Genomic DNA, 21167 nt, shown 5'->3' on the forward strand with positions numbered 1-21167 from the left:
GTCAAAACCATGTATCGGTTCATTCCACCCGCGGCAGCAGCAGTGTGAACGTCGAGCCCAAGCCGACCTCCGACACAAAAGTAATCTGCCCCCCGTGCAGGCGTGCACAGGTTTGTGCCACCGTCAGCCCCAATCCTGTACCCACCCTCTCCCCGACATTGCTACCTCGATAAAACGTATCGAACAGATGGGCTTGAGCTGGGATAGGGATCCCGATGCCCCAATCCCGAACTTCGATCTGAAAGACAGAGCCACAGCAGACGCGGATGCGAACCAGCTGATGATGGGGGGAGTATTTGAGGGCGTTGTGGGCAAAGGTAATCCAGGTTCCAGAAAGAAGAGGTCGATTGATCTGGATTGACACACACGGTTTGGGTGCTGGAGTCGTAGAAGCCCAAAAAATGCTCCGATGCCGGCACTGTGTGATCGTAAAGATCAAAATCAATGTCTGAGTTGAGATCGTTAAAGGCCTCCTCTACCACATCAGAAATCCGAAATATCCCCAATAAATAATCCGGTGCTTTATCTCGTTGTATTAAAGGTAAAAATACCAAAAAACCAAATTGCTCTTCCCTTCCGGTTCTTGCACCAGTCGTATTCGCGCAGTGGCAACCAAAGACTGGGCTTTTCGAGCAGTTTCAATCACCAGTTTGCGCGTCTGATCAGAAGCCAAATCAAATCCAACAGCCACTTCATTGCTGACCAACGGCTGTACATAAGTAACAGGTACATAATAGGCTCTCGAGGCGGCTGGAACCAATTTCCCCTGTTCGGTGTGATCGGTAATGCGGAACTCAGGGATCCCGAGAGCCTTCATCCTCAGCTCAAAGGCTTCCCGTTCTGTGTGCAGGACAAAGGGGGCCCATTCCAAGGCCCCACAAAGGTTTTGATGCCTTGAAGCCGATTTTGGGCAGCCTACCGGATTTGTGTTCGGCCCTGCTGCCTCCCTGTCGATTTAGCCAACGCTGTGAATTCTTTAGCTCCGCTTGCAATCAGACCCCGTTACCGCGCACCCAAATTGAGCCGGAGCATAGGGTGGCCTGCTGGCACCCCCTTAATTCAGCCCATTCCGAACCTCCCACTTCAGCAGTCAGGATCCCTGGTTAACTGTTTTGTTTTTGCCCATGAGAATACTAGAGGATACTATGAATGCTTTGATTGGATCCCCTGTTGTCGCTCTAAGTTGGTCGGGTTCTGCTCCGGCGGGATTGCTAAGTGTATCGGGATTACGCAAACAGCTTCCGGTCGGTGGTGGCAACCACCTTTATGCGGTGGATCACCTCAATTTTGCGATGGATGCCGGGGAAAGTGTGGGATTGGTAGGGCGGCAAATCCACATTGATCCGGCTGATCAGCCGTCTCCTGGATCCGAGTGAGGGAGACATTTGGTTCAATGGCCAGCGGATTAGTGATATCCCCTTACAACATTTCGTTCAGCATCCAGCGCGGGCACAACTGCAAATGGTGTTTCAGGATCCCACCGATAGCTTGAATCCTCGCTTTTCTGCCTTTGATACGATTACCGATCTCATTGAACGCCTGGGGCGAATGCTACCGGGAAGCTTCTACAGGGATCCCCAACAATTGCAACGGCGGGCGGAAGAACTAGTGGATTGGGTAGGCTTGCCAACGGCTTTGTTGAGGCGCTATCCTCACCAACTGTCGGGTGGACAAAAGGCACGGGTAGGTATTGCGCGGGTGATTGCCTTGGATCCTAAGTTATTGATTTTGGATGAGCCGACCTCGGCGCTGGATGTCTCGGTTCAGGCGATTATTTTGCATTTGTTGGCAGATCTGAAAAATCGTTTGGGCATGAGCTATCTGTTCGTTTCCCATGATCTGAATGTGGTGCACCTGTTGTGCGACCGGATTATGGTCATGTACTTGGGCAAAATTGTCGAGACTGGCCCTGCTGAGGAGATCTTTAACCGCCCACAACACCCCTATACTCAAGCTTTGATCACCGCTATTCCTAGCTTTGAAAGCAAACCAAAAGTAATCCCTCTTGCTGGAGAACCCTGTAGCCCCATCAATCCGAACCCTAAAATTTGCCGATTATACGGATATACGGACGCTGTGAATACTCTACAGAGTGGTGCAGCTAAGAAATGCCCCCATTACAGGTGACCCGTCCTGATCATGCCGTAATCATGCCGTAGCTTGCCATTATCCGCTCACTCCATCTTGAAGCCATTTTTTGGTTCGTCGTTGCCATTTCTCAACTGCTCCGGCCCAAGCCAAAAAAAGGGATCCACAGCTGCGGATCCCTTGGCAATTGACTTAAACGGTTGACTGAACGGGTTGACCTCGTCAGCACCCGTGCCTGTTTCTCACGCCATCAGCTCATGCTGACATGGCTACGGTCGTAGTTGAGCCGAAACGTGGGGTGAACCTTGCCCTGAATGCGATTCCAAAATCCCCGCACATTTGCGTGAAGGCCAATATGTTCCACACCGCGAACCAGCATGGCTTGCTGACGGATCCGAATCGCCCGTTGATGGCTCATCATCAAGCTGCGGGACAGTTCATCCAACGCATGGGTATGGCTGGGAACCGCCACTGAAGCGGGTTCTGCCACCGGTTGAGCGGGTTGAGCCGCCCCTTCAGGAGCTTCTGTGTGATAGGCCACACCCCGATAGAGCATATCCAAATTGGTGGGCAACACCACCGGCTTGGTCAGATGACGGAACCGCCAGTCTAAACCCCGATAGCGGCCCCCCACTTTGCCCGGAGAGACCTCCACTGTAGCGGGAGTGTAATTGTAGTCAACGCCACGGTAAGAGAGTTCCATGATTCTCGCCTCCAAATGTTGAATTGTGACTGGTAAACATCCTGTGAACGGTCACAAGGGTTGAGGCGCGTTCCTTCGGGATAGCTCCCTACTTCCGTCCTCCGCCGGTGATGTCGCTTCTCAATCAGCCGCCCAAAACCAGAGAGGATGAACGATTTCTATCTACATTCTGTATTATAAGCTACGATTTTGTGGTATTGTCAGCAACCTTTAACAAAAATTTCCAGTTGGATCCTTTTGGGGCTTGTGCTGAGTGAGCTGGGATCCCTGAACGCTGCATCCTCTTGCCGCGCCAGGCCCCGTCGTGAACTCTGTCCGGGATGTCAAGGAAGAGATTATGGTGGAAGGAATCCTCAGGATTGACTACAAAAGTTCACATTCCCGTGTGGGTGGCCTCGGTGCAGGAAGACTTTCGCCTGATTTTAGACATCGTGACGGTACTGGCGGCAGCTTCGGCTGGGGGGTTTTTGGCCTCGGTGTTACGGCAGCCGGTGCTGCTGGGCTATTTGCTGGCCGGGATCCTGGTGGGACCGGCGGGGTTGGGCTGGATTAAAGAAATTGTGCAGGTGGAAACCCTGGCCCAATTTGGGGTGACCTTCTTGCTGTTTACCCTAGGGGTGGAGTTTTCTCTCAAAGAACTGCGCAAGGTGCGGGGGATCGCTATTGGCGGCGGCATCTTACAAATTAGCCTAACGATTTTGATCACGGCGGTTCTGGCGGTCGCCAGCGGCTGGTTAACGCCAGTGCAGGGGATTTTCCTGGGAGCGGTGCTCTCCTTATCCTCCACTGCAGTGGTGCTGAAAAGTCTGACCGAGACCAACCAGATGGGCACTCCCCAGGCACAGGCCATGTTGGGGATCCTGATCGTGCAGGATTTGGCGGTGGGGTTGATGCTGGCGGTCTTGCCCGCGCTGGATTATCCCTTGCCGGAACTGGCGGGATCCGTGGGCAAAGCCTTGCTGGAAATTGGGTTGGTGGGGCTGGGGGCAGTGGTGGCCGGCATTTGGTTGGTGCCCGGTTTTTTGCGCCTCCTGGCCCAACGGGAAAACAAAGAGGTGTTCTTGCTGGGGGTAATCAGCCTCTGTGTAGGCATTGCCCTGCTGACGGATCGGATTGGCATTTCCAGCGAGATTGGGGCTTTCATCGCTGGGCTGATGATCTCGGAGGTGGAATACGCCGATCAAACCCTGGACTATGTAGAGCCGTTGCGGGATGTTTTCGCCGCCCTGTTTTTTGCCGCCATCGGCATGTTAATTGACCCCAGCTTTATTGCCAGTCACCTGTTGCTGATCCTGACGCTGGTGGGGTTGGTGATGGTGGGCAAGCTTTTGATCATTGCCCCCTTGGTGCGGCTGTTTCGTTACTCTCTGTCGGCGGCGGTGTTGGTGGGGTTGGGCCTGTCCCAAATTGGTGAGTTCTCGTTTGTGCTGGCTAGTGAGGGGCAATCTTTGGGGTTGGTGTCGCGGCAAACCTATTTGCTCATCGTCAGCACCACGGCGGTTACCCTGCTCATCACCCCTTTTCTGTTGAAGTTGGCGCCCCGCCTTTTTGCCTGGCTGGAGGGGATCCCTGCTTTTGCCCGTTGGCTGGAATCGGGCGAGCGGCCCCGAGCTGTTGCCCCCGACACCCCCGCACGTGGGCATGTGGTGGTATGTGGGTATGGACAGGTGGGGCAAGATATTGTGCGGCTATTGGAGGCCCGTCACCATGAGCTGTTGGTGATCGACCAATCGGAGCGGGTTATTCAGCAATTGCGCTCCCGGGGGATCCCTTACGTGTATGGCAATGCCGCCAGTGCGCTGGTGCTGGAAAAAGCCAACCTCCCCCAAGCGCGTACCCTGGTGATCGCCCTGCCGGATCGTATGAGCATACGCCTTTGCTTGAAACGAGCCCTGGAATTGGCTCCTCAGTTGGATGTGGTGGTGCGAGCCACTCACAAAGAAGACATCGAGCAACTCTATCAGTTGGGAGCCCGCGAGGTTGTACACCCCGAGTTCGAGGCCAGCCTGGGGCTGTGCAGCCATGTGCTGCTGGAGTTGGGAGAACCTCTAGCCATCATTCAGCAGGAGATCCTGACGATTCGCAACAGCCATTACCGCGATCTTCGTCCTTTGCATCCCAGTTGTTTGATCCCCACCCCCCTCAGTTGGTTGACAGAGCAAACCGCCCTCTCGACAGCCCTGGATCCTACCCATAACGGCACGGGCAACCTCAGCAACGGTAAGTCGGGATCCCATTTGGCTTGGTGGGAACATTGGCAACGCCCGGTCCAGTACCACTAAGGGAACCTCCGCTTTCTGGGGATCGGATCCCTGGTAGGATACGGAAGAAAAAGTGAAGACTCTCCTCAGTTCAAGGACGGGACAATTATGGCCAAACAAACACTGGGATCCCTGCTGTCATCCGGCTTCGATTTGACAGGCAAACGAGTGCTAGTGCGGGCCGATTTTAATGTCCCTTTGGATCCCGAACGCAACATCACCGATGACACCCGCATTCGCGCTGCCCTACCCACCATCCAAGCCCTGACCGGAGCCGGAGCGAGAGTGATCCTCACCAGCCATTTGGGCCGCCCCATCAAGAAAGACAAAGAGACAGGAGCCATCAAAATTACCCGTGAGGGCAATAGCCTCACCCCCGTGGCCGGTCGCCTCTCCGAACTGCTGGGCCAACCTGTGGCGTTTGCCCCCGATTGCGTTGGCCCCGATGCCGAAGCGGTGGTGAAGGGCCTGGAAAACGGGCAAGTGGCCTTGCTAGAAAACGTCCGGTTTTATCCCGAAGAAGAAGAAAACAACCCCGAATTTGCCAAGAAATTGGCCTCTCTGGCAGACTTGTTCGTCAACGATGCCTTCGGTACAGCCCACCGTGCCCACGCCTCCACCGCAGGGGTAACCGCCCATCTGCAACCTTCTGTAGCGGGCTATTTGGTGGAAAAAGAATTGCAATTTCTCTCGGGGGCCATCGACAACCCCCAGCGGCCCCTGGCGGCGATCATCGGCGGCTCCAAAGTCTCGAGCAAAATTGGCGTCATCGAAGCCCTATTGGAAAAGGTGGATAAACTCCTCCTCGGCGGTGGCATGATCTTCACCTTTTACCAAGCCCAAGGGCTCAAAACCGGGAAATCTTTGGTAGAAACCGACAAGTTGGATTTGGCCAAAGCCCTGATGCAGAAAGCCAAAGAGCACGGCGTAGAGCTGTTGCTGCCGGTGGACGTGGTGGTGGCCGACAAGTTCGACAAAGATGCTGAGGCCCAAACCGTTGCCATTGATGGCATCCCCGATGAGTGGATGGGGTTGGACATTGGCCCAGAATCGGTGAGTGCCTTTCAATCTGCCCTGCAGGGATGCAAAACTGTGATCTGGAACGGGCCAATGGGTGTGTTTGAATTTGACCGCTTTGCCGTGGGTACAGAAGCGATTGCCCGCAGCTTGGCTACCCTCACCCAAACCGGGGCGATCACCATTATCGGCGGCGGGGATTCTGTAGCTGCTGTCGAGAAAGTTGGCCTTGCAGAAAAAATGACCCACATCTCGACTGGCGGTGGGGCCAGCCTGGAACTGCTAGAGGGCAAGGTACTACCCGGGATTGCTGCCCTAACGGAATCCTAAAAAAATAGGGGCTGATTCAGCCCCTTTTGGAAACCCTCGCCGTAGCGACACTAAGACGGGATCCGGCTTAGTGCATCACCACTTTGACGTTGGCATTGTTCAGACCAGGACGCTTCACTTCCGCCAAGGTTTTGTTGACGGCGTACTTCTGGTTGATGGAGTTGATTAACTCGGTTTGGTTGTGCTTCTTGGCCACACCCCAGAGATCGGCGATCAGGTCAAAGGAACCGTCGGGGTTCTTGGACCAGCCCAGATCGTAGTCGCCTTCCAATTGAGCCACGATGTCGGCACGAACGCGCTGGCCGTTGTAGCCACGCACATCGGCGCCGAGCTTGACGCTGTAGCCGAGATCGCGCAGGGAGCTTTGCAGGATTTGGGCATCCGTGATCTTGGTGCGCAAGGTGCTAAAATGAGACATGGTGTTTCTCTCCTGTGTTTAGGGTTTGGAACATCGACATACAACAACGAGCAACGCTCTGGCAGGGATAAGGTAACCTGTGCCTTTTTGCCTGTGGCTAGGCAATTTTGGCCGTATTCACCTCCCTGCTAGAACTCCAGTCGCTGGTACTCGGCCACAGAGGCTGCTGCTGGCCGAGCCCGCTGCTGGGCCCATTCCCTCAACGCTACCACCTGCTCCATCATGGTGCGGGATAGCGGCTGAGTTGCTTTCGTTGCTGCCAAAATGTCCAGCTGCGTAAACTCGCGGTTCTGGGCAAATGATTCGTACATGGCAGCAATCAAAACTTGTTCGATCTCGGCGCCAGAGAAGCCCTCACAGGCCATTGCCAGTTGGCGCAGATCAAAGCGGCTAATGTCGCGTCGCCGCTTCTTCAGATGAATCTCTAGGATCTCCATCCGCTCAGTGGTGTTGGGTAGATCCACGAAGAAGATTTCATCAAAGCGGCCCTTACGCAGGAATTCGCCCGGCAGACGATCCACACGGTTGGCGGTGGCCATCACAAACACCGGGGAGCGTTTTTCCTGCATCCAGGTCAAGAAAGAGCCGAAAATGCGGCTGGAGGTGCCCCCATCGGAATCGCTCGAGCCTGCGGATCCGGCAAAGGCTTTGTCCAGTTCATCGATGAATAGAATAGCTGGGGCTAACGATTCAGCAGTTCGCAGGGCGCTGCGCAGGTTGGCTTCCGATTTGCCCACCGTGGAGCCATCGTAGACACGGCCCATATCCAACCGCAGTAGAGGCAAGCCCCAAAGGCGGGAGGTGGTCTTGGCAATCAGGGACTTACCACAGCCGGGTACGCCCAAAATCAACATCCCTTTCGGCTGGGGCAGTCCGTAGGCCCGAGCCCGCTCGGTAAAGGCTCCAGACCGTTGGGAGAGCCAGCGCTTCAGCTCTTCTAGGCCGCCGACAGCATCAATGGTTTCGTCCTCTTCGATAAATTCGAGAATACCATTGCGCCGGATCAGCTGTTTTTTCTCGGAGAGGACGATCTCGACTTCTGCTTCGCTGAGGCGACCGTGCATTACTACGGCCTTGCGATACACTTTTTCGGCTTCGTCTTGGGTGAGGCCGAGGGCGGCTTTGACCAGCTTTTCGCGGGTGTCAGGGGTCAGGGATCCCGAGCGAGGTGTTTGTTCCAGCTGCCGATTCAGGGTGCGCTCTAGGGCGGGCATATCCGGCAGAGGGAAGTCCACCACAGAGATATCTTTCTCCAGCTCCACCGGCACCACTTGCACCGGCGACATGAGAAGAATGGTTTTGTGGGATCCCTTAAGGCTAGAAATGGCATCTCGGATCCAGCGCTTCACCTCGGTGTTATCCAGGAAGTCGTGCAGATCCTTAAAGACACAGATGGCGGGATCCTTTTGCTCCATCACCCACTGAATGGCAGGCTGGGGGGACTGGGTATTGTGCTGGGTGAGGCTGCGGGGGTTACCGTATTCGACAATGCCGTGGGTGACCGTCCAGATGAACAAGCGCCGCTGAGGTTTGAGGGTGCGAGCAATCGCCGCCAGAGCCGCTTCCGCCCGTTCCTCCTCGGGGGTGAGCAGGTAAAGCAGTGGGTATTGAGCTTGAATAAGGATGTCTAGCTCTTGCATGGGAGGCACCAACTGCACAGGGAGAGAATCTGGACTTAAACCGGGTAGAGGGAGGCGATGAGAGTGGGTTTTAGTTTGGCTGACTCCTGAGATCGCTTCTGTGTCCTGGACTGCTCTTGTTCACCTAAAGTTTGCAAAAAGGTTATTCCTTGAGGGACTTGAGGTATTCGAGAAGAGCCTTAACAGGGCACCAGAGCATCCTGACGCTGCTCTTCCGAGCTTGAAGCAGCTCCCCAGTATTCCGGCTCCACCTCCTCAAGGATGGCTTCAGCAGCAGATGGCTTGTGGAGGGAAGTCACTTCTCCATCGCGGATAACAAAAGGGTGGCTACACTCCGGGCACTGATGAACGCGGTAAGCACTGCCCTGAACCCCCTCGATGACCTCAGGGTAAAGCAAATAAAAGCTGAGGGCTTTCTCCGCCACTGCTGACATCGGTTCCCGCTCAACGGCTGCTCGAATCTTCAGATCCCGATGCAGATCCGGTGAAAGATACAAAGTCACCTTCTGCTTGGCATCTACGCTTTCCACAACCTCTGGCCGATGATTCATGGCTAACCGCTTTTTCTTGTCATGTGCCGGACTTGCGCCCCATCATAGCCAGCCTGCCAGCTTGACGGCAAGCTTGTAACAATCGTTAATAATTGACGATTGCTTGCTTGCCCCTCTTGACGACAGCAGCGGCAGGGTAGGCTGATAGAGGATAGGGGGTGGCTGATTTGTTGTGAGCGGTGCCACCTCTTCTCATGGGATCCGGTTGGATCGGTTGGCCGCCAATGGCTCTGTGCTTACCCTTGATGAGTGTGCAATCCTATGGAACGTGTAATCAACACCCTCAGCAAAAATCTCTCCGTCTGGGGCCGTCGTGCCCTTGTACAAACATCGGATGGCTTGGCCAGCTTGAAAGATGTGGTGCTGGACAATGGCAATGTGTTGCTCAGTAGGGCTCGGATTGCCTTTTCGGATGCCAGCTCTACAACCCTGCGGGCGATTCAGTCTCGCTTTGGCTCTCGTCGATAACGCCAGAGTTCAGACTAAGGGTAGGGATCCCTTCCCACCACTCCAAAAACTACCCGCCTAGGTCTTGCAGGCGATAGAGGTTGGCATAGATGCCGTTGAGGGCCATTAGCTCAGCGTGGGATCCCTGTTCTTTGAGTTCCCCTCGTTGCAGAACCAAAATCCGATCCACATCGCGGATGGTGGAGAGGCGGTGGGCGATAATGATGGCAGTGCGATCCTGGAGCAGGGTTTCTAGAGCCGACTGGATCAGGGCTTCTGTGCCCACGTCCAAACTGGCGGTGGCTTCATCCAAGACCAAAATTTTGGGATCCCGCCACATAGCCCGCACAAAGCTGATCAACTGTTTTTGGCCGCTAGACAAGTTACTGCCCCGCTCGCGCACTGGGGTGGCATAGCCCTGCGGTAAATCGCGGATGAACTCGTGCAGGTTGAGCTGGCGGGCTGCCCGTTCTATGTCGGCCAGCTCTCCCCCTTCCCCGAGGGTGATGTTTTGTTGGATATCCCCGGAGAAAAGAAACCCATCCTGCAGGATCACCCCAAGCCGTCGGTGCAGTTCTGCCTGGGTAATCTCCCGGATATCGACACCGTCGATGCGAATGGATCCCTGACTAACATCGTAAAGACGACACAGCAGGCGGATAATTGAGCTTTTCCCGGCTCCGGTCGGCCCCACCAGGGCTACTTTTTCCCCAGGGCGAATCGTAAAGTTGAGGTTTTTGAGCACCCACTCATCGGCGGTGTATCCAAAAGATACATTCTCGAATCGCACCTCCCCCCCTGCAGAAGTGGGCAGATGGCGGGGCTGAGCGGGATCCCGAATGGCAATTGGCAGGCTGAGAATGTTATCGATCCGTTCGACGGCGGTAAACCCCGACTGTAGGGCAGTGAATTTTTCCGACAACTGACGCAGAGGGTTGAAAAACCGCTGAGAAAAGAGAATAAAGGCATACAAACTGCCAAAGGTCAGCGGTTCACTCGGTACCGGCAGAAATCCCCCTAATCCTTCTCGGACTGCCCCTGTACCGGCAGAGATCACCTGCTGTCCCCCCACCCAGAGCAGGGCTGCCACCGCCAGCCAGGATACCCACTCCAAAATGGCGGACAGGGCGGAATCGTACAGAATAGTTTGATTGACTTCGTGAATGTAGCGCTGGTTGATGGTCTGAAAAATTTGACCGTTCAGCCGTTCGCGCCGAAACAGTTGCACAACTGTGATGCCCAGAATATTCTCCTGAATCCAGGAGTTGAGCTTGGAGAGTTCCTCCCGTACCCGAAAGTTGGCATCTCGGAAGCGGCGCTGCAGCCAAACCACAACGGCACCGACAGGAATGACGATCAGAATCAGCAGCAGGCCCAAATCCCAACGCTGACTGAGCATCACCACCGCGATCACCCCTAGGGTAAAAAGGTCGCTGACAATCCCCACCGCCCCGGTGGAAAAGACATCTCCCAAGGCCTCCACATCGCTGGTGATGCGGGTGATCAACTTGCCCACTGGGGTGCGATCAAAAAACTGGGCCGGCAAAGCGAGGATATGGGCGAACAGATCATTGCGAATATCCCGTGTCATCAACTGGCCCAACTTCTGGCTGCTATAGCCCTCCAAAGATTGAAACCCCCAGCGCACCAATACTGTCAGAATCAACAATGCCACATAAGGCCAAAGGCCGGAGAGGATCCCGTCCCCTCGTTCCACTGCTTGGGCAATCGGGCCATCCAAGGCACGCTGCAAGATCAAGGGCTGCACCGCATCCGCCAAAGCCAGAGGAGGTAGAAAGGCCAAAGCGGTCAGCAACAGCTTCAGGTGCCGCCGGGCATAGGGCCAGAGAATCCGTAGCAGTCGCCAATCACTCTCCTGTTGGGGTTGGGGAGCTGAACCCAAGGCAGCATCTGGAGGAGTCGCAGCAGTCACAGGGCACATCCAAAACAAAAGGACTGGCACACTGATCCACTCTACGCTCCTGCCCTTCAGGAATCACTGCCAACTCAAGCAGAGGACAAAACTCCTGCTGGGATGGGAGTCCTTTTGCTATCTGACTTAGTTTGCTAGCTGACTTAGATAGAAAGAAGAGAGAAGTCTTTTAGGGAGTGGGGTGGCCGTGGCCATGACTGTGCCCATGGGACTCGGATCCGCTTGTTAACTTCAGCAAAGGAGCGGGCTCGGGCAAATCATGGGGATCCTCACCGGGTTGAGCCACCTGGATCCAGCGAGAGATACCCTTTTCACACTCTTGCACCACTGGGATTGGGATCGTCTCACCGGGTCGATCCGGCAATTTCAGGCTAATGCTGAACTCGTCCATAAACTCGTCTGGCAGTACTCCCCCTGACCAAATCACTTCGGCGACGGTTTCGGTAATCATCCGCCCATGAGACTCATAGGGGGTTGCGAGGGGTTTTTTCACCGTCTCAATTTCCCAGAGAGGATGCACCATCGGCTTCACAGAAGTTGCGCCCTCCGGGATCTGCACCCGCAGGCGGATGGTTGGGGATCCCTCACAACCATGCGGAACGCGCAAGGTTAATTTGGCATAGCTGCCTGCGGGCGCTTCCTTGGGGTTGACCGTGACGTGGGCAGAAGCAGGCGAAAGGGCCAGCAGAGCCGAACCCAACGTTAAGGTGACCTTCGCCCCCCAAGCACCAAAAGGCAAACTGTTGTGCAACTTCAACATATCAATACCTCTCAAGGGCTGTATTTGGTTCAAATCTTGATTTGCCGGATCTATCTATTCGGGCTATTCGGGCTGTTCGGGAGCTCGGGGTGATGGTGATGACCGGATCCCTCTGACTCGATCACGCTCATACTGTGCTGACCCCAACTGGACAGGCCCATAGACACCAAGCCCGCGCTCACCAAACCCATGGACACCAACCCAAAGGACAAGGCCCCCATAGCTACTAAGCCAATTGAGACAATGCCGTGGGTGACTACTCCAATGGCCACCACTCCATGGGCGGAAATGCCAACTGCCACCAAACCATGGGCTCCCACGCCGACCGATAAAATTTTTCTGGAATGACCGCAATCTGGGGCCTCAGATGGTTTTGGAGAGGAAGTTCCCGGCTGCGCATCCGTCAACATCAGGCTTTACCCCAGTTGCGCTCAGCTTGTTGCAACACATAGGCCGCCACCGACTCGATCTCTTCTGGTTTCAGTTGCTTGCCAAAGGCGGGCATGGCTCCTTTCCCCTGAGCCACCTGGTTTTGAATCAACTCCGGGGTATCCACGTGGTATTCCTGTAAGGCGGCCAAGGTTAGGGTTTTTGCCGCCACCAACGAGTTTCGTCCCCCCAGATGGCAACCGATGCATTTACCCTGGAAAACTTTTGCCCCCAGACTCAAATCAGGCTCGGCTGTGGCTGGATGGGCAATCCCCAATCCAAGTAGGCCGACCAGGAGGGCCATTCCCAAGGCTTTGAAAATCCATTCGTTGAACATACTGCCAGCACTCACGTGAAGCTTCGACCCTGACATCTTTTCAGCCCTTGCTTTCCCCGTCAAAAGACAGCCTGTCAACTCCACCCCGGATACCATGGGGGCAGGATCTCGATCGAGTCCATGAGCGGTCTGCCCCCCGACACGATCCATCTGGTGCGTCAAAAGGCCGATCTCGTCGAGGTGGTGGCCGAGAAGGTGGTGCTGCGCAAGCAGGGCAAGAATTTCGTCGGGCTTTGTCCCTTCCACAACGACCGTAAGCCCAGTTTTCAGGTTAGCCCCAGCAAACAGATCTATAAGTGTTTCTCCTGCGGTGCCGGGGGGGATGTGCTGCGCTTTGTCAGCCAGATGGAGCATCTCTCCTTTGCTGAGTCGGTGCGTAAGCTAGCTCAGCGTTATCATGTGCCCCTTCCTGAAGGATCCCTGCAGGAGCGGCAAGCCTATGAACGCAAGCTCTCTCACCAAGAAAAGCTGCTGGAGATCCTGGCCTTAGCCGCCGACTTTTATCAGCACGCCCTCAGATCTCATGTTGGCTCTGCTGCCCGCCAATACCTGTATAGTCGCCACTTGAGCGAAGAAACCCTGCAGAAATTTCAGCTTGGCTTTGCTCCGCCCGGCTGGCAATCTCTGCATGAATACTTAGCTAACCAAAAGCGCCAACCCGTCAAGTTGCTCGAAGAAGCCGGCTTGTTGGTAGCCCGTCAACAGGGATCCGGTTATTACGACCGCTTTCGGCACCGGATCATGCTGCCCATTTTTGATGTGCAGGGGCGGGTCATCGGCTTTGCTGGCCGTGCCCTTGGCGATGAGCAACCCAAGTATCTCAACTCCCCCGAGACGGAGCTGTTTAGCAAAAGCCAGGTGGTGTATGGCCTTAATTTCGCTCGTGATGCCATTATCAAGGCAGACCAAGTATTGATTGTCGAGGGCTATTTTGATGTGATGGCCCTGCATCAGGCCGGGATCCCACAGGCGGTGGCGGCTATGGGTACGGCCCTGACGCCACAACAGGTGAAAACCCTCCTGCGCTATACCGAGTCGAAGCGACTCATTTTTAATTTTGATGCGGATCGAGCGGGATTGAACGCAGCAACTCGGGCAATCGAGTCGATTGAAGACCAGGCGCGGCGCGGCGAAGTGGAACTGCGGATTCTCACCATTCCCGAGGGCAAAGATGCCGACGAATTTCTGCGGGATCATCCGGTTGGTGAGTTTCAAGCTCTGCTAAATCAAGCTCCCCTTTGGCTGGATTGGCAAATTGAACAGGTGCTATCGGGTCGAGATCTGAGCCGAGCCAGCGACTTTCAGCAGGCCCATCAAGCCTTTGTCCAATTGCTCGCTGGGTTGGGGGGGCAGTGGCGCTCCTTGTATTTGCATAAAGTGGCGGAATTGCTCAGCCGGGGCAATGGTCGCCTCAGTCGAGATTTGGAAGAAGAACTGCGCCGGGGGGTACGGCAATATCGTTGGGCCAAACCGGAGCAACTTTCTCCGGCTAAAGGATCCAAGTTATTGCAATCGGAATCCCACTTACTCCAAATTTTTCTCCATTTTTGCGAGTACCGCTGCGAAATTCGTGAGGCTTTGTTGGAGCGGGAATTGCAGTTTAGCTTTCGTCCCCATCGGGATCTGTGGCAGCGGATTTTGGAGCTGGTGTATGGTCAGCCGCAGCTAGAAACCCAGGAAGAACCTTTGCTCACGGCCCTGCGCACCATCTGTGCCCATGATGAACAGCTCAACGAGCGCCTCAGCCACCTGCTCTGGTTGGATGAGAATACCCGCGTGGCTCTGATGCGTCCCCGGATCGTGGTGCGGGCGGCCATCGCCAATATGGAGCTGGAAATTCGCCAGAAACGCTACCGCTACTGGACACAACTGTGGGATCAGGCCTTTTCCGAAGGCAACACGGCTCTAGCCGCCCAGTATCAAGCTAGCATTCAGCAGGAATACCAGGCGATTCAGTCTTTGCAACGGGATGTGCAACTGAGCATGGAAGATCTGTTGGAAACCCCGCTGGCTGAAGATTTGATTTGAACACTACCGCGTCAGTCCACCACCTCTAGCAGGTGTGGGAAGTAGATCGAGTGGTGTTTGAGCTTCACCTTTTGCGGGTGAGCGATAACACTACTCATCAGCTTGACTGCGAAAATTGAGCTATACCGCAAAGCAGACACGGTGATCCTGAAATGATGAGCTGACGATGGGCTGGTACAGGGGATCCCTCCTGTGTGATGCTACAGACAGAGCTCCACAGACTGACTCGTTCTAGCCACTCATGGGAGGAAACAGACATTGCGGGTGGGGATCATAGGCACGGGCTACGCGGCTCGCTCACGAGCTGAAGCGGTGCGAAAAGATGGGCAAGCGCAAATTGTGGCCATCGTCGGTCGCAATCCCGATCGAACAAGCCCCTTTGCCACAGAATTTGGGGCAACTGCCTGTCCAGATTGGTCAACCCTGCTGCACGATCATCAGCCAGACTTGGTGTTTGTCAGCACTGTCAACCGGGATCATGCTGCCATTGCCCGCGCTGCCCTGGGGTTAGGGATCCACACCGTTGTGGAGTATCCCCTTGCTCTTAATGTTGCCGAAGCCCGTTCCCTGGTGAAATTGGCAGCGGAGCGAAAGTTACTGTTGCACGTCGAGCATATCGAGCTGATCAGCGGCGTGCACCTGTTGCTGAAACGGGAACTGGAAGGATTGGGCAAGCTATTTGCTGTCCGCTACATTACCCTCACCGCCACCCACCCCGCCCCCGATCGCTGGACCTACCGGCCCGAGTTGTTTGGCTTTCCCCTCATGGGGGCTGTTTCCCGCATTCACCGCCTGGTGGATTTGCTGGGCAATGTAGAACAGGTGAGCTGTCAATTGCGCTACGATGGCCCGGATTTGCCCCACCGCTACAACAGTTGCTACTGCACCGCTCAACTCAGTTTTGCCGATGGCTTGGTGGCGGTGCTGGCCTATGGCAAAGGGGACTCTCTGTGGTGTTCGCAGCGGCTGCTGGAACTGCACGGCCAACGAGGGGGCTTACTGATCAATGGGGAAGAGGCGATGTTGTTACGCCCCGGCAGTGCCCATCCGCTAGAGACGGGATCCCGGCATGGGCTGTTTGAGCAGGATACCCATATGGTGCTCGAACATCTGCGCTACGGTAGCCCCCTCTATGTGAATACTGAGAAGATGCTGCACGCTCTGGCGGTTGCCGAGGCCGCTGAGCGGTCTGCCCAAACCCAACAGGTGATTCGTATCCACGAGTGATATGCCCGGACGAAGAACGACCTCCGCTCTAGGAGCTAACGAAGTCTGCTCACAGGTTTGGCCTTGAGGTTGTAAATAAAGCTGGTGCGGTATTGCGAAAGCAGATTGCGCAGGTAAAGGGGCAAATTGCGCCGGTAGAGCAAGTGAGTTTTGTGGTGGATAGGCTTGCTGCGTCGGTTAATCGCTTGGCTGCGCTGCTGCAACGAGGTTTGGAGTGCGCGTTGGGGTGCCAGGGATCCCAGCATATGAACAGGTTTTGGCTGTGGCATACTACACCTCTAGAGTAATATCGAAAATTATTAGAAATTATTGGATCTACTCTAGGGGATCTTTAGAGAAACAACTGCCAACGGGTCAAAAGGTTTTGCAAGTGATCTGCCCAGCTTGCCGGGATCCCGCCATGCGTTTCCCCCTTTTCTAAATCTTGCAACAATTGCCGACCCAGGGGTGCCAGACGATAGCTATCGGTAATACCCTGCCCATCTACTTCTCGGCGCAACAGCCCCACCTGAATCAACCACATCAGCTCTTGATCCGCCCGCATCTCCGGCAGAGGACGCTGCGTATACCCCACCTGCACACCCGACAGCCCCGAGATTTTTCCCAGAGGGATCCCTTGTGCGCTCATCGCCCGTAACAGAGGCAGCCGAAAAGGACTGCAAGCCCAAGCGCGCCGCGCCCGTCGATACACCGAGTCGTTGAGCATAAGCCATTAAGCGTAAGCAACAAGAAGATTCCGGTAATTCTTTGGATAGATGATCCTGATGATTCTTTAGATTCAGATCCGCCTCTGGCCGTGGCAGTTGGACAATAGGCTTGTTACAATAATTTAAGATATGTTGATGACATGTTATTTATCCTTACCATTGTCATTCTACTGGGTTTCTGGGCTCTGCGTCTGATGGAGCAGGCTTTCCAGAGTCAGGAGTTCTCGCGCATGTTGGCGGGAACGCTGGTGGCCGTGGCTGCGGGTGGCGTTTTAACCTGCTACTTTCTCATGAGCGACACCCTACAGATGTTGTTTCATCTGCAAGCCCAGGCACCTCCTCCCGATGCGTACCATGTTCGGGATTTAATTTCTGACCTCAGTTGGATCGATTAGGCTGGGCTTTTTGAGCTTGGCTAGCTCTGCCATAAGCCAAGCCTGAATATGGCGGATCATCCTCTGGTTAGGTGTCAGTAGGGTTTGATAAACTAACTGTCCCAAAGCATCGATAGGGCTAAACTCAGCTCCGGGTCGGAAGGGATAGCTGAAGCCCAGTGGGGTGAGATGATCCCCCTCTAGATGTTGCCATTCCGTATGACCAGGAAACCTGCGGCATAACTGTTGATAGAGCAGCGGAATATCGTCAATATCATCCTGCCGGAACTCCAGCAGCAGGTTGTTTCTGACAGGATACTGCTCCTCAATCAGACGGTTGGTTTCCGTCGGGGAAGGCTCAAACTCCACCCACAAATTCATCGGCGGCGAGGAGGATCCCATCCACATCCGCCACAAGTCCGTCATCTGTTGTTGGGGCCAGGTTTGAAACAGTAGCCGCAGTAAGGGTAGGGCTTGATCGAGTCCGGCATTGCTGTAGGCCAGAAGGATATTGCCCTGCCGCTGTGCTCCCACAGAGGGATCCGTCAAGCAAGAAAGAATTTGCAACTTACATCCTAGGCTATGGCTCAGGCCAAACACGGGCAGATGCTCGAGTGCCTTACGGTGGAGGCTGCTTCGCAACGATTGAACAGCCGTGAGGGCCAGTTGGGCATGGTCAATATCCGTACTGTAGGGAGTGGCAATGATCGCCATACCCATGCGGGCCAGTTCCTCCAAAAGGCGGTTGTAAAACAGCTGTGGTGCCACCCCCACAAAGGCTCCACCTAAAAAATGAACGACAGCACGAGGTTGAGAAGGCAGGAGAAACCAGGTTTGTCCGTCGGTTTGCCAAGTGGGTGACATAGCCTTGCAACCTCGCCTGCGATTTCATCCGGGATCCACATACAACTTGTTACCCAGCAGATCCCACCCCATCCTAAGTCAGAGACAAACTGGGGATCCCTAAATCCAAGAGCTCAGGAGGTACAGTTTTTCCCGAATTTAGGAAATAGAGGATCTGAGGCAGCCTGGAATCTTGCCTAGATAAGGAACTAGCCCATATGGACTGGAGAGGATAAAGGATCTAGAGAGGATCTAGAGCCCTTGCCCTGACCGGGTTTCCCTCATTTTATAGTTTCCCTAAGGGCGGACGATGGGAATCGAACCCACGAATGGAGGAACCACAATCCTCTGCCTTAACCGCTTGGCTACGCCCGCCATTATTTCGGTTATCTAGCTTAGCATGGGATAAACAGTACAGACTCAAAATGCTACCCAGAGCTGATTTATTGCAAGGTGCAGAGTACCGAGAAACCCTGGCGCGAATCTTGGATTTGGGAGAACAAGCCCTCAAAACCTGGCAAGTGGTCTGTAGCGATTTTCTCTCCCCACCGGAAATGGCTGAAGTGCAGGCCCGCCTGCAAAAGTTGACCGAGCTACAGATAGCAGCATCAGGAGGCTATCCACAAGCAGAACGGCAACGCCTAGCCCTATCCCGCTCGGAAGTCAGTATTGAGCCAGCAGGGATCCCGCTGGCCGCCATTCAGATTCAAGGGAACTTTCTGTTCGACCCAGCCACCCACCGTGATTTTTTGGGGGCACTATTGGGATCCGGCATTACCCGCGATAAAGTGGGCGATGTCATTGTGTTGGAAGACTCAGGTGCTCAGGCGATCGTTGTGCCAGAAATGGAGGAGTACCTCAAGGCAAACCTCACTCAAGTCCGTACAGTGCCTGTTAAGGTGAGCGGAATCCCTTTTGAACAGCTCAAAATTCAACCTCCCCGCACCAAATCCATCACCAGTGTGGAAGCTTCCCTACGGTTGGATGCTGTGGCATCAGCAGGATTTAGCATGTCCCGCAGCAAGATGGTAGAGGAAATTCAACGGGGGGAAGTGCGTGTGAATTGGAAGCCGATCACCCAAGCTAGCTATACTGTTGGCCCTCAAGATCTAATTGCCATTCGCGGGCGTGGTCGCCTACACATTGAGGAGGTTGTCAAGACTCAAAAGGGCCGCTTCCGGGTGCAAATGACTCGCTATCTCTAGAGCCTGAAATACGCTCCCGATGGCCGATTAGAGGCGGGTTGAGCGTTATTCACCGCAAGGGATCCCCAGGCTCATCTTGATCTCGGAGAGTACGCACAAAGTGATAGGGGGGTAAAGGGGTGCTCCAGTCTAGTTGCCAATTGGGGTGCTGGGCTAGCCAAGTTTGACTAATGGAGTCGGCCTGCTGCTTTTCGGCGGGTGTGAGTAAAAAATAAAGCCGTAGGGCTTCTTCAGACTGGGGATCCACCGCTTGGATCGGCCAAGTGGGGGGCCAAAGCTGTTGCAATTCTGCCAACTCTTGTTCTTGGCGTACTTGTACCTGTTGTTGCTGAAGGTAGGCTTGTTTGCGGGCCAAAAGATAGGCCGTTCCGCTCAGGGAAGACTGTGGATCGGGTTGCGGCTGAGGTTGAACCATGCCCTTGAGGCAATACTCAGCGCGTCCCCCAATGGCAGTGAGGGTTTGTTCATACTCCACTTGCCGGGCCAACAGATGGGATCCGAGTTTTTCGGCCGAGAGGAAACAGGTGCCGAAACGCAGCGGCAGCACCGGGATCTGGGCAAAGAGCCGACAGATCACCTGATCATGGCGCAGGGCGGATCGCACCAATACTTCATCGGAGGCTTGCAGGGACTCGGGATTCTGCATCGGCTCCACAGCCGCGGCAATGCGACTGCCCACAGGAGAAACCACCTGTATAGACTGCTGGATTCCTTCTGTTTGCTGAATGAACTGCAATAGCTTGGGATCCGGCTGCGGCAGAAAAGCATAGGTGTAGAGGGGGCTAGCTTCCTTTTGAGGGATCCGATCCGGCTGAGTGGGAACTGTCATTGCGGCAGATTCAAGGGGTTGCATACTCTCCCTCCTCAGTCTACGAAACCTGGCTCGGCCCTTTCGAGGAGTTCCACAGGCAGCTTGGGGATAAGGTAAACTAACTTCGCACAGGTTTGGCCCCAAAATAACTAAAGGCTGGAAATCCTGTTTTCTGAGATCCCCCTCTGAATCTTCTATTCTGAATCTCCCCAGCAGGTGAGGCTATGACCAGCCGCTCAGACTTCAAGCCCTTTGAACAAGCAGAAACCGAACGGTTACGGGATCTACTGCCGGCTTCTCTCCGACCGCTGATTAGCATTGTTCCCAACTTTGCTGGGGATGCATTGCTACTCTCCCGCCGCAAAGCCCCTTGGCAGCCTCAGGGCACGATTGCTATTGATTTTCGCCGCTGGCAAGGGATCCCTCAACCACAACGAGATCTGCTGTTTTTGCGGGAGGTGGGCTGGTTTGACAATCGCAACTGGTTACAGCCAGGGTTTTACCAATCTCTGGCTCTGATTGGCGGCATCACCACCTTGGCGGAACTCTCGTTGCAGCATCCCTTTTCTGCTCTTTTGGCAGGGGGGATTACCGCGCTTTCCGCTCGCCAGATTTGGCAGAATCTGAACCGCGAAAGTGCTCATTTTGATGCGGATGAATTTGCTTTGCGTCGTGCCCAATACCGTGGATACTCCCGCCAAGAGGCTGCTCAACATCTAGTGGATGGTCTAGAACACACCCTCAAGCTGGATCCCACTGATATCCTCACGGCACTGCGTTTGCAGCGACTGAAAGCAATTGCTCTGAATCTTCATCAATCCTGAGAAATTCCAGGCAGGGACTTTATCCTCATAACCCCACTTGATCTGAAACTATCTGGCAGGAGTTTTCCGGGATCCGCACCTCTACAGGGATCCCGTCAGGAGAACCCAAATCATTGGGATCCAGCTTCTTACAGGGATCAGCCTGGATCCCTGGAAATTGGGAAGCTCTAGCAAAGTCGAGTCAATCAGGATCCCTGTGAGGCTTCGTTCTTTTCCGACTTTGCGAAGGCCCTT

24 protein-coding genes, 1 tRNA gene and 1 riboswitch are annotated in these 21167 nt (G+C 54.7%); of the genes, 10 read left to right on the forward strand and 15 right to left on the reverse strand.

Annotated features, from left to right (window positions below):
- Positions 1-19 precede the first annotated feature (19 nt).
- Together L1047_RS12765 and L1047_RS12770 are read right to left on the reverse strand one after the other, a co-directional pair.
- Positions 20-364 carry a sensor histidine kinase gene (locus L1047_RS12765; protein WP_235279344.1) on the reverse strand — a complete coding sequence of 115 codons (345 nt, stop codon included), beginning with the start codon at positions 362-364 and terminating at the stop codon, positions 20-22.
- A gap of 171 nt (positions 365-535) precedes the next feature.
- The gene (locus L1047_RS12770) at positions 536-955 is read right to left on the reverse strand and encodes a CHASE domain-containing protein (RefSeq protein WP_443081726.1); all 420 of its coding nucleotides are present in this window, start codon (positions 953-955) and stop codon (positions 536-538) included.
- Positions 956-1145: 190 nt separating this feature from the next.
- Here L1047_RS12770 and L1047_RS12775 point away from each other — a divergent pair, with 190 nt between their 5' ends.
- Positions 1146-1376 (forward strand): hypothetical protein, encoded by a 231-nt coding sequence (locus L1047_RS12775; protein ID WP_235279346.1) that lies wholly within the window; start codon positions 1146-1148, stop codon positions 1374-1376.
- Entirely contained in the window at positions 1339-2127 is a 789-nt protein-coding gene (locus tag L1047_RS12780; protein ID WP_235279347.1) for an oligopeptide/dipeptide ABC transporter ATP-binding protein, read from the forward strand. The genes L1047_RS12775 and L1047_RS12780 overlap by 38 nt, the downstream gene beginning before the upstream one ends.
- Before the next feature lie 211 nt (positions 2128-2338).
- Here the strand turns inward: L1047_RS12780 and L1047_RS12785 are convergent, their stop codons facing one another.
- Entirely contained in the window at positions 2339-2791 is a 453-nt protein-coding gene (locus tag L1047_RS12785) for a DUF4278 domain-containing protein (protein WP_235279348.1), read from the reverse strand.
- Between the two features lie 64 nt (positions 2792-2855).
- Positions 2856-2947, reverse strand: a riboswitch (Glutamine riboswitch).
- 203 nt (positions 2948-3150) lie between these two features.
- Here L1047_RS12785 and L1047_RS12790 point away from each other — a divergent pair.
- Entirely contained in the window at positions 3151-5073 is a 1923-nt protein-coding gene (locus tag L1047_RS12790) for a cation:proton antiporter (protein ID WP_268836617.1), read from the forward strand.
- Positions 5074-5160: 87 nt separating this feature from the next.
- Positions 5161-6399 carry a phosphoglycerate kinase gene (locus L1047_RS12795; protein ID WP_235279349.1) on the forward strand — a complete coding sequence of 413 codons (1239 nt, stop codon included), beginning with the start codon at positions 5161-5163 and terminating at the stop codon, positions 6397-6399.
- A 67-nt stretch (positions 6400-6466) separates the two neighbouring features.
- On the opposite strand, the gene L1047_RS12800 is transcribed toward L1047_RS12795, so the two are convergent.
- The 3 genes from L1047_RS12800 to L1047_RS12810 form a co-directional block, all read right to left on the reverse strand.
- Positions 6467-6817, reverse strand: a complete 351-nt coding sequence (locus L1047_RS12800) for a DUF1257 domain-containing protein (protein ID WP_235279350.1) — start codon at positions 6815-6817, stop codon at positions 6467-6469.
- Between the two features lie 128 nt (positions 6818-6945).
- Complete coding sequence (gene ycf46, locus L1047_RS12805) at positions 6946-8457, reverse strand: stress-responsive protein Ycf46 (protein ID WP_235279351.1); 1512 nt, start codon at positions 8455-8457, stop codon at positions 6946-6948.
- Positions 8458-8636: 179 nt separating this feature from the next.
- Entirely contained in the window at positions 8637-9008 is a 372-nt protein-coding gene (locus tag L1047_RS12810) for a hypothetical protein (protein WP_235279352.1), read from the reverse strand.
- A gap of 261 nt (positions 9009-9269) precedes the next feature.
- Here L1047_RS12810 and L1047_RS12815 point away from each other — a divergent pair, with 261 nt between their 5' ends.
- Positions 9270-9476 (forward strand): hypothetical protein, encoded by a 207-nt coding sequence (locus tag L1047_RS12815; RefSeq protein ID WP_235279353.1) that lies wholly within the window; start codon positions 9270-9272, stop codon positions 9474-9476.
- A gap of 49 nt (positions 9477-9525) precedes the next feature.
- Here L1047_RS12815 and L1047_RS12820 read toward each other — a convergent pair whose 3' ends face one another.
- The 4 genes from L1047_RS12820 to L1047_RS12835 form a co-directional block, all read right to left on the reverse strand.
- Positions 9526-11397: an ABC transporter ATP-binding protein gene (locus L1047_RS12820; protein WP_443081727.1), complete on the reverse strand. Its 1872-nt coding sequence runs from the start codon at positions 11395-11397 to the stop codon at positions 9526-9528.
- A 160-nt stretch (positions 11398-11557) separates the two neighbouring features.
- Complete coding sequence (locus tag L1047_RS12825; protein ID WP_235279355.1) at positions 11558-12148, reverse strand: YcnI family copper-binding membrane protein; 591 nt, start codon at positions 12146-12148, stop codon at positions 11558-11560.
- 50 nt (positions 12149-12198) lie between these two features.
- The gene (locus tag L1047_RS12830; RefSeq protein ID WP_235279356.1) at positions 12199-12453 is read right to left on the reverse strand and encodes a hypothetical protein; all 255 of its coding nucleotides are present in this window, start codon (positions 12451-12453) and stop codon (positions 12199-12201) included.
- Between the two features lie 104 nt (positions 12454-12557).
- Positions 12558-12914, reverse strand: coding sequence for a c-type cytochrome (locus L1047_RS12835; RefSeq protein ID WP_443081716.1), 357 nt, complete (start codon positions 12912-12914; stop codon positions 12558-12560).
- Positions 12915-13034: 120 nt separating this feature from the next.
- On the opposite strand from L1047_RS12835, the gene dnaG reads away from it, so the two are divergent.
- Complete coding sequence (gene dnaG / locus L1047_RS12840; RefSeq protein WP_235279358.1) at positions 13035-14942, forward strand: DNA primase; 1908 nt, start codon at positions 13035-13037, stop codon at positions 14940-14942.
- Positions 14943-15206: 264 nt separating this feature from the next.
- Positions 15207-16169: a Gfo/Idh/MocA family protein gene (locus L1047_RS12845; RefSeq protein WP_235279361.1), complete on the forward strand. Its 963-nt coding sequence runs from the start codon at positions 15207-15209 to the stop codon at positions 16167-16169.
- Between the two features lie 35 nt (positions 16170-16204).
- Here L1047_RS12845 and L1047_RS12850 read toward each other — a convergent pair whose 3' ends face one another.
- Both L1047_RS12850 and L1047_RS12855 read right to left on the reverse strand, forming a co-directional pair.
- A complete protein-coding gene (locus L1047_RS12850; RefSeq protein WP_235279362.1) occupies positions 16205-16438 on the reverse strand; it encodes a hypothetical protein in 234 nt (77 codons plus the stop codon).
- A gap of 62 nt (positions 16439-16500) precedes the next feature.
- Positions 16501-16875, reverse strand: coding sequence for an Npun_F0494 family protein (locus L1047_RS12855; protein ID WP_235279365.1), 375 nt, complete (start codon positions 16873-16875; stop codon positions 16501-16503).
- A 141-nt stretch (positions 16876-17016) separates the two neighbouring features.
- Here L1047_RS12855 and L1047_RS12860 point away from each other — a divergent pair, with 141 nt between their 5' ends.
- Positions 17017-17271: a hypothetical protein gene (locus L1047_RS12860; RefSeq protein WP_235279366.1), complete on the forward strand. Its 255-nt coding sequence runs from the start codon at positions 17017-17019 to the stop codon at positions 17269-17271.
- On the opposite strand, the gene L1047_RS12865 is transcribed toward L1047_RS12860, so the two are convergent.
- Positions 17242-18114 (reverse strand): DUF1350 family protein, encoded by an 873-nt coding sequence (locus L1047_RS12865; RefSeq protein ID WP_235279367.1) that lies wholly within the window; start codon positions 18112-18114, stop codon positions 17242-17244. The two genes, L1047_RS12860 and L1047_RS12865, sit on opposite strands and share 30 nt — an antisense overlap.
- 281 nt (positions 18115-18395) lie before the next feature.
- A tRNA-His gene (locus L1047_RS12870) sits at positions 18396-18468 on the reverse strand.
- A gap of 50 nt (positions 18469-18518) precedes the next feature.
- On the opposite strand from L1047_RS12870, the gene L1047_RS12875 reads away from it, so the two are divergent.
- Positions 18519-19298, forward strand: coding sequence for a photosystem II S4 domain protein (locus L1047_RS12875; RefSeq protein WP_235279369.1), 780 nt, complete (start codon positions 18519-18521; stop codon positions 19296-19298).
- Positions 19299-19347: 49 nt separating this feature from the next.
- Here the strand turns inward: L1047_RS12875 and L1047_RS12880 are convergent, their stop codons facing one another.
- Positions 19348-20151, reverse strand: a complete 804-nt coding sequence (locus L1047_RS12880) for a GvpL/GvpF family gas vesicle protein (RefSeq protein WP_235279371.1) — start codon at positions 20149-20151, stop codon at positions 19348-19350.
- 182 nt (positions 20152-20333) lie between these two features.
- Here L1047_RS12880 and L1047_RS12885 point away from each other — a divergent pair, with 182 nt between their 5' ends.
- A complete protein-coding gene (locus tag L1047_RS12885) occupies positions 20334-20933 on the forward strand; it encodes a DUF3318 domain-containing protein (protein WP_235279372.1) in 600 nt (199 codons plus the stop codon).
- The last annotated feature ends 234 nt before the right edge of the window (positions 20934-21167 follow it).

Origin of the sequence: Synechococcus sp. Nb3U1 (assembly GCF_021533835.1) — a bacterium.
In the GTDB taxonomy this organism is placed as follows: domain Bacteria; phylum Cyanobacteriota; class Cyanobacteriia; order Thermostichales; family Thermostichaceae; genus Thermostichus.

Bases quoted from the DNA above. Each gene is read 5' to 3' on its own strand.
- L1047_RS12775 (WP_235279346.1), top strand. From the start codon at position 1,146: ATGAATGCTTTGATTGGATCCCCTGTTGTCGCTCTAAGTTGGTCGGGT.
- L1047_RS12785 (WP_235279348.1), bottom strand. From the start codon at position 2,791: ATGGAACTCTCTTACCGTGGCGTTGACTACAATTACACTCCCGCTACA.
- L1047_RS12795 (WP_235279349.1), top strand. From the start codon at position 5,161: ATGGCCAAACAAACACTGGGATCCCTGCTGTCATCCGGCTTCGATTTG.
- L1047_RS12800 (WP_235279350.1), bottom strand. From the start codon at position 6,817: ATGTCTCATTTTAGCACCTTGCGCACCAAGATCACGGATGCCCAAATC.
- ycf46 (WP_235279351.1), bottom strand. From the start codon at position 8,457: ATGCAAGAGCTAGACATCCTTATTCAAGCTCAATACCCACTGCTTTAC.
- L1047_RS12810 (WP_235279352.1), bottom strand. From the start codon at position 9,008: ATGAATCATCGGCCAGAGGTTGTGGAAAGCGTAGATGCCAAGCAGAAG.
- L1047_RS12815 (WP_235279353.1), top strand. From the start codon at position 9,270: ATGGAACGTGTAATCAACACCCTCAGCAAAAATCTCTCCGTCTGGGGC.
- L1047_RS12820 (WP_443081727.1), bottom strand. From the start codon at position 11,397: ATGTGCCCTGTGACTGCTGCGACTCCTCCAGATGCTGCCTTGGGTTCA.
- L1047_RS12825 (WP_235279355.1), bottom strand. From the start codon at position 12,148: ATGTTGAAGTTGCACAACAGTTTGCCTTTTGGTGCTTGGGGGGCGAAG.
- L1047_RS12835 (WP_443081716.1), bottom strand. From the start codon at position 12,914: ATGTTCAACGAATGGATTTTCAAAGCCTTGGGAATGGCCCTCCTGGTC.
- dnaG (WP_235279358.1), top strand. From the start codon at position 13,035: ATGAGCGGTCTGCCCCCCGACACGATCCATCTGGTGCGTCAAAAGGCC.
- L1047_RS12850 (WP_235279362.1), bottom strand. From the start codon at position 16,438: ATGCCACAGCCAAAACCTGTTCATATGCTGGGATCCCTGGCACCCCAA.
- L1047_RS12855 (WP_235279365.1), bottom strand. From the start codon at position 16,875: ATGCTCAACGACTCGGTGTATCGACGGGCGCGGCGCGCTTGGGCTTGC.
- L1047_RS12860 (WP_235279366.1), top strand. From the start codon at position 17,017: ATGTTATTTATCCTTACCATTGTCATTCTACTGGGTTTCTGGGCTCTG.
- L1047_RS12865 (WP_235279367.1), bottom strand. From the start codon at position 18,114: ATGTCACCCACTTGGCAAACCGACGGACAAACCTGGTTTCTCCTGCCT.
- L1047_RS12875 (WP_235279369.1), top strand. From the start codon at position 18,519: ATGCTACCCAGAGCTGATTTATTGCAAGGTGCAGAGTACCGAGAAACC.
- L1047_RS12880 (WP_235279371.1), bottom strand. From the start codon at position 20,151: ATGCAACCCCTTGAATCTGCCGCAATGACAGTTCCCACTCAGCCGGAT.
- L1047_RS12885 (WP_235279372.1), top strand. From the start codon at position 20,334: ATGACCAGCCGCTCAGACTTCAAGCCCTTTGAACAAGCAGAAACCGAA.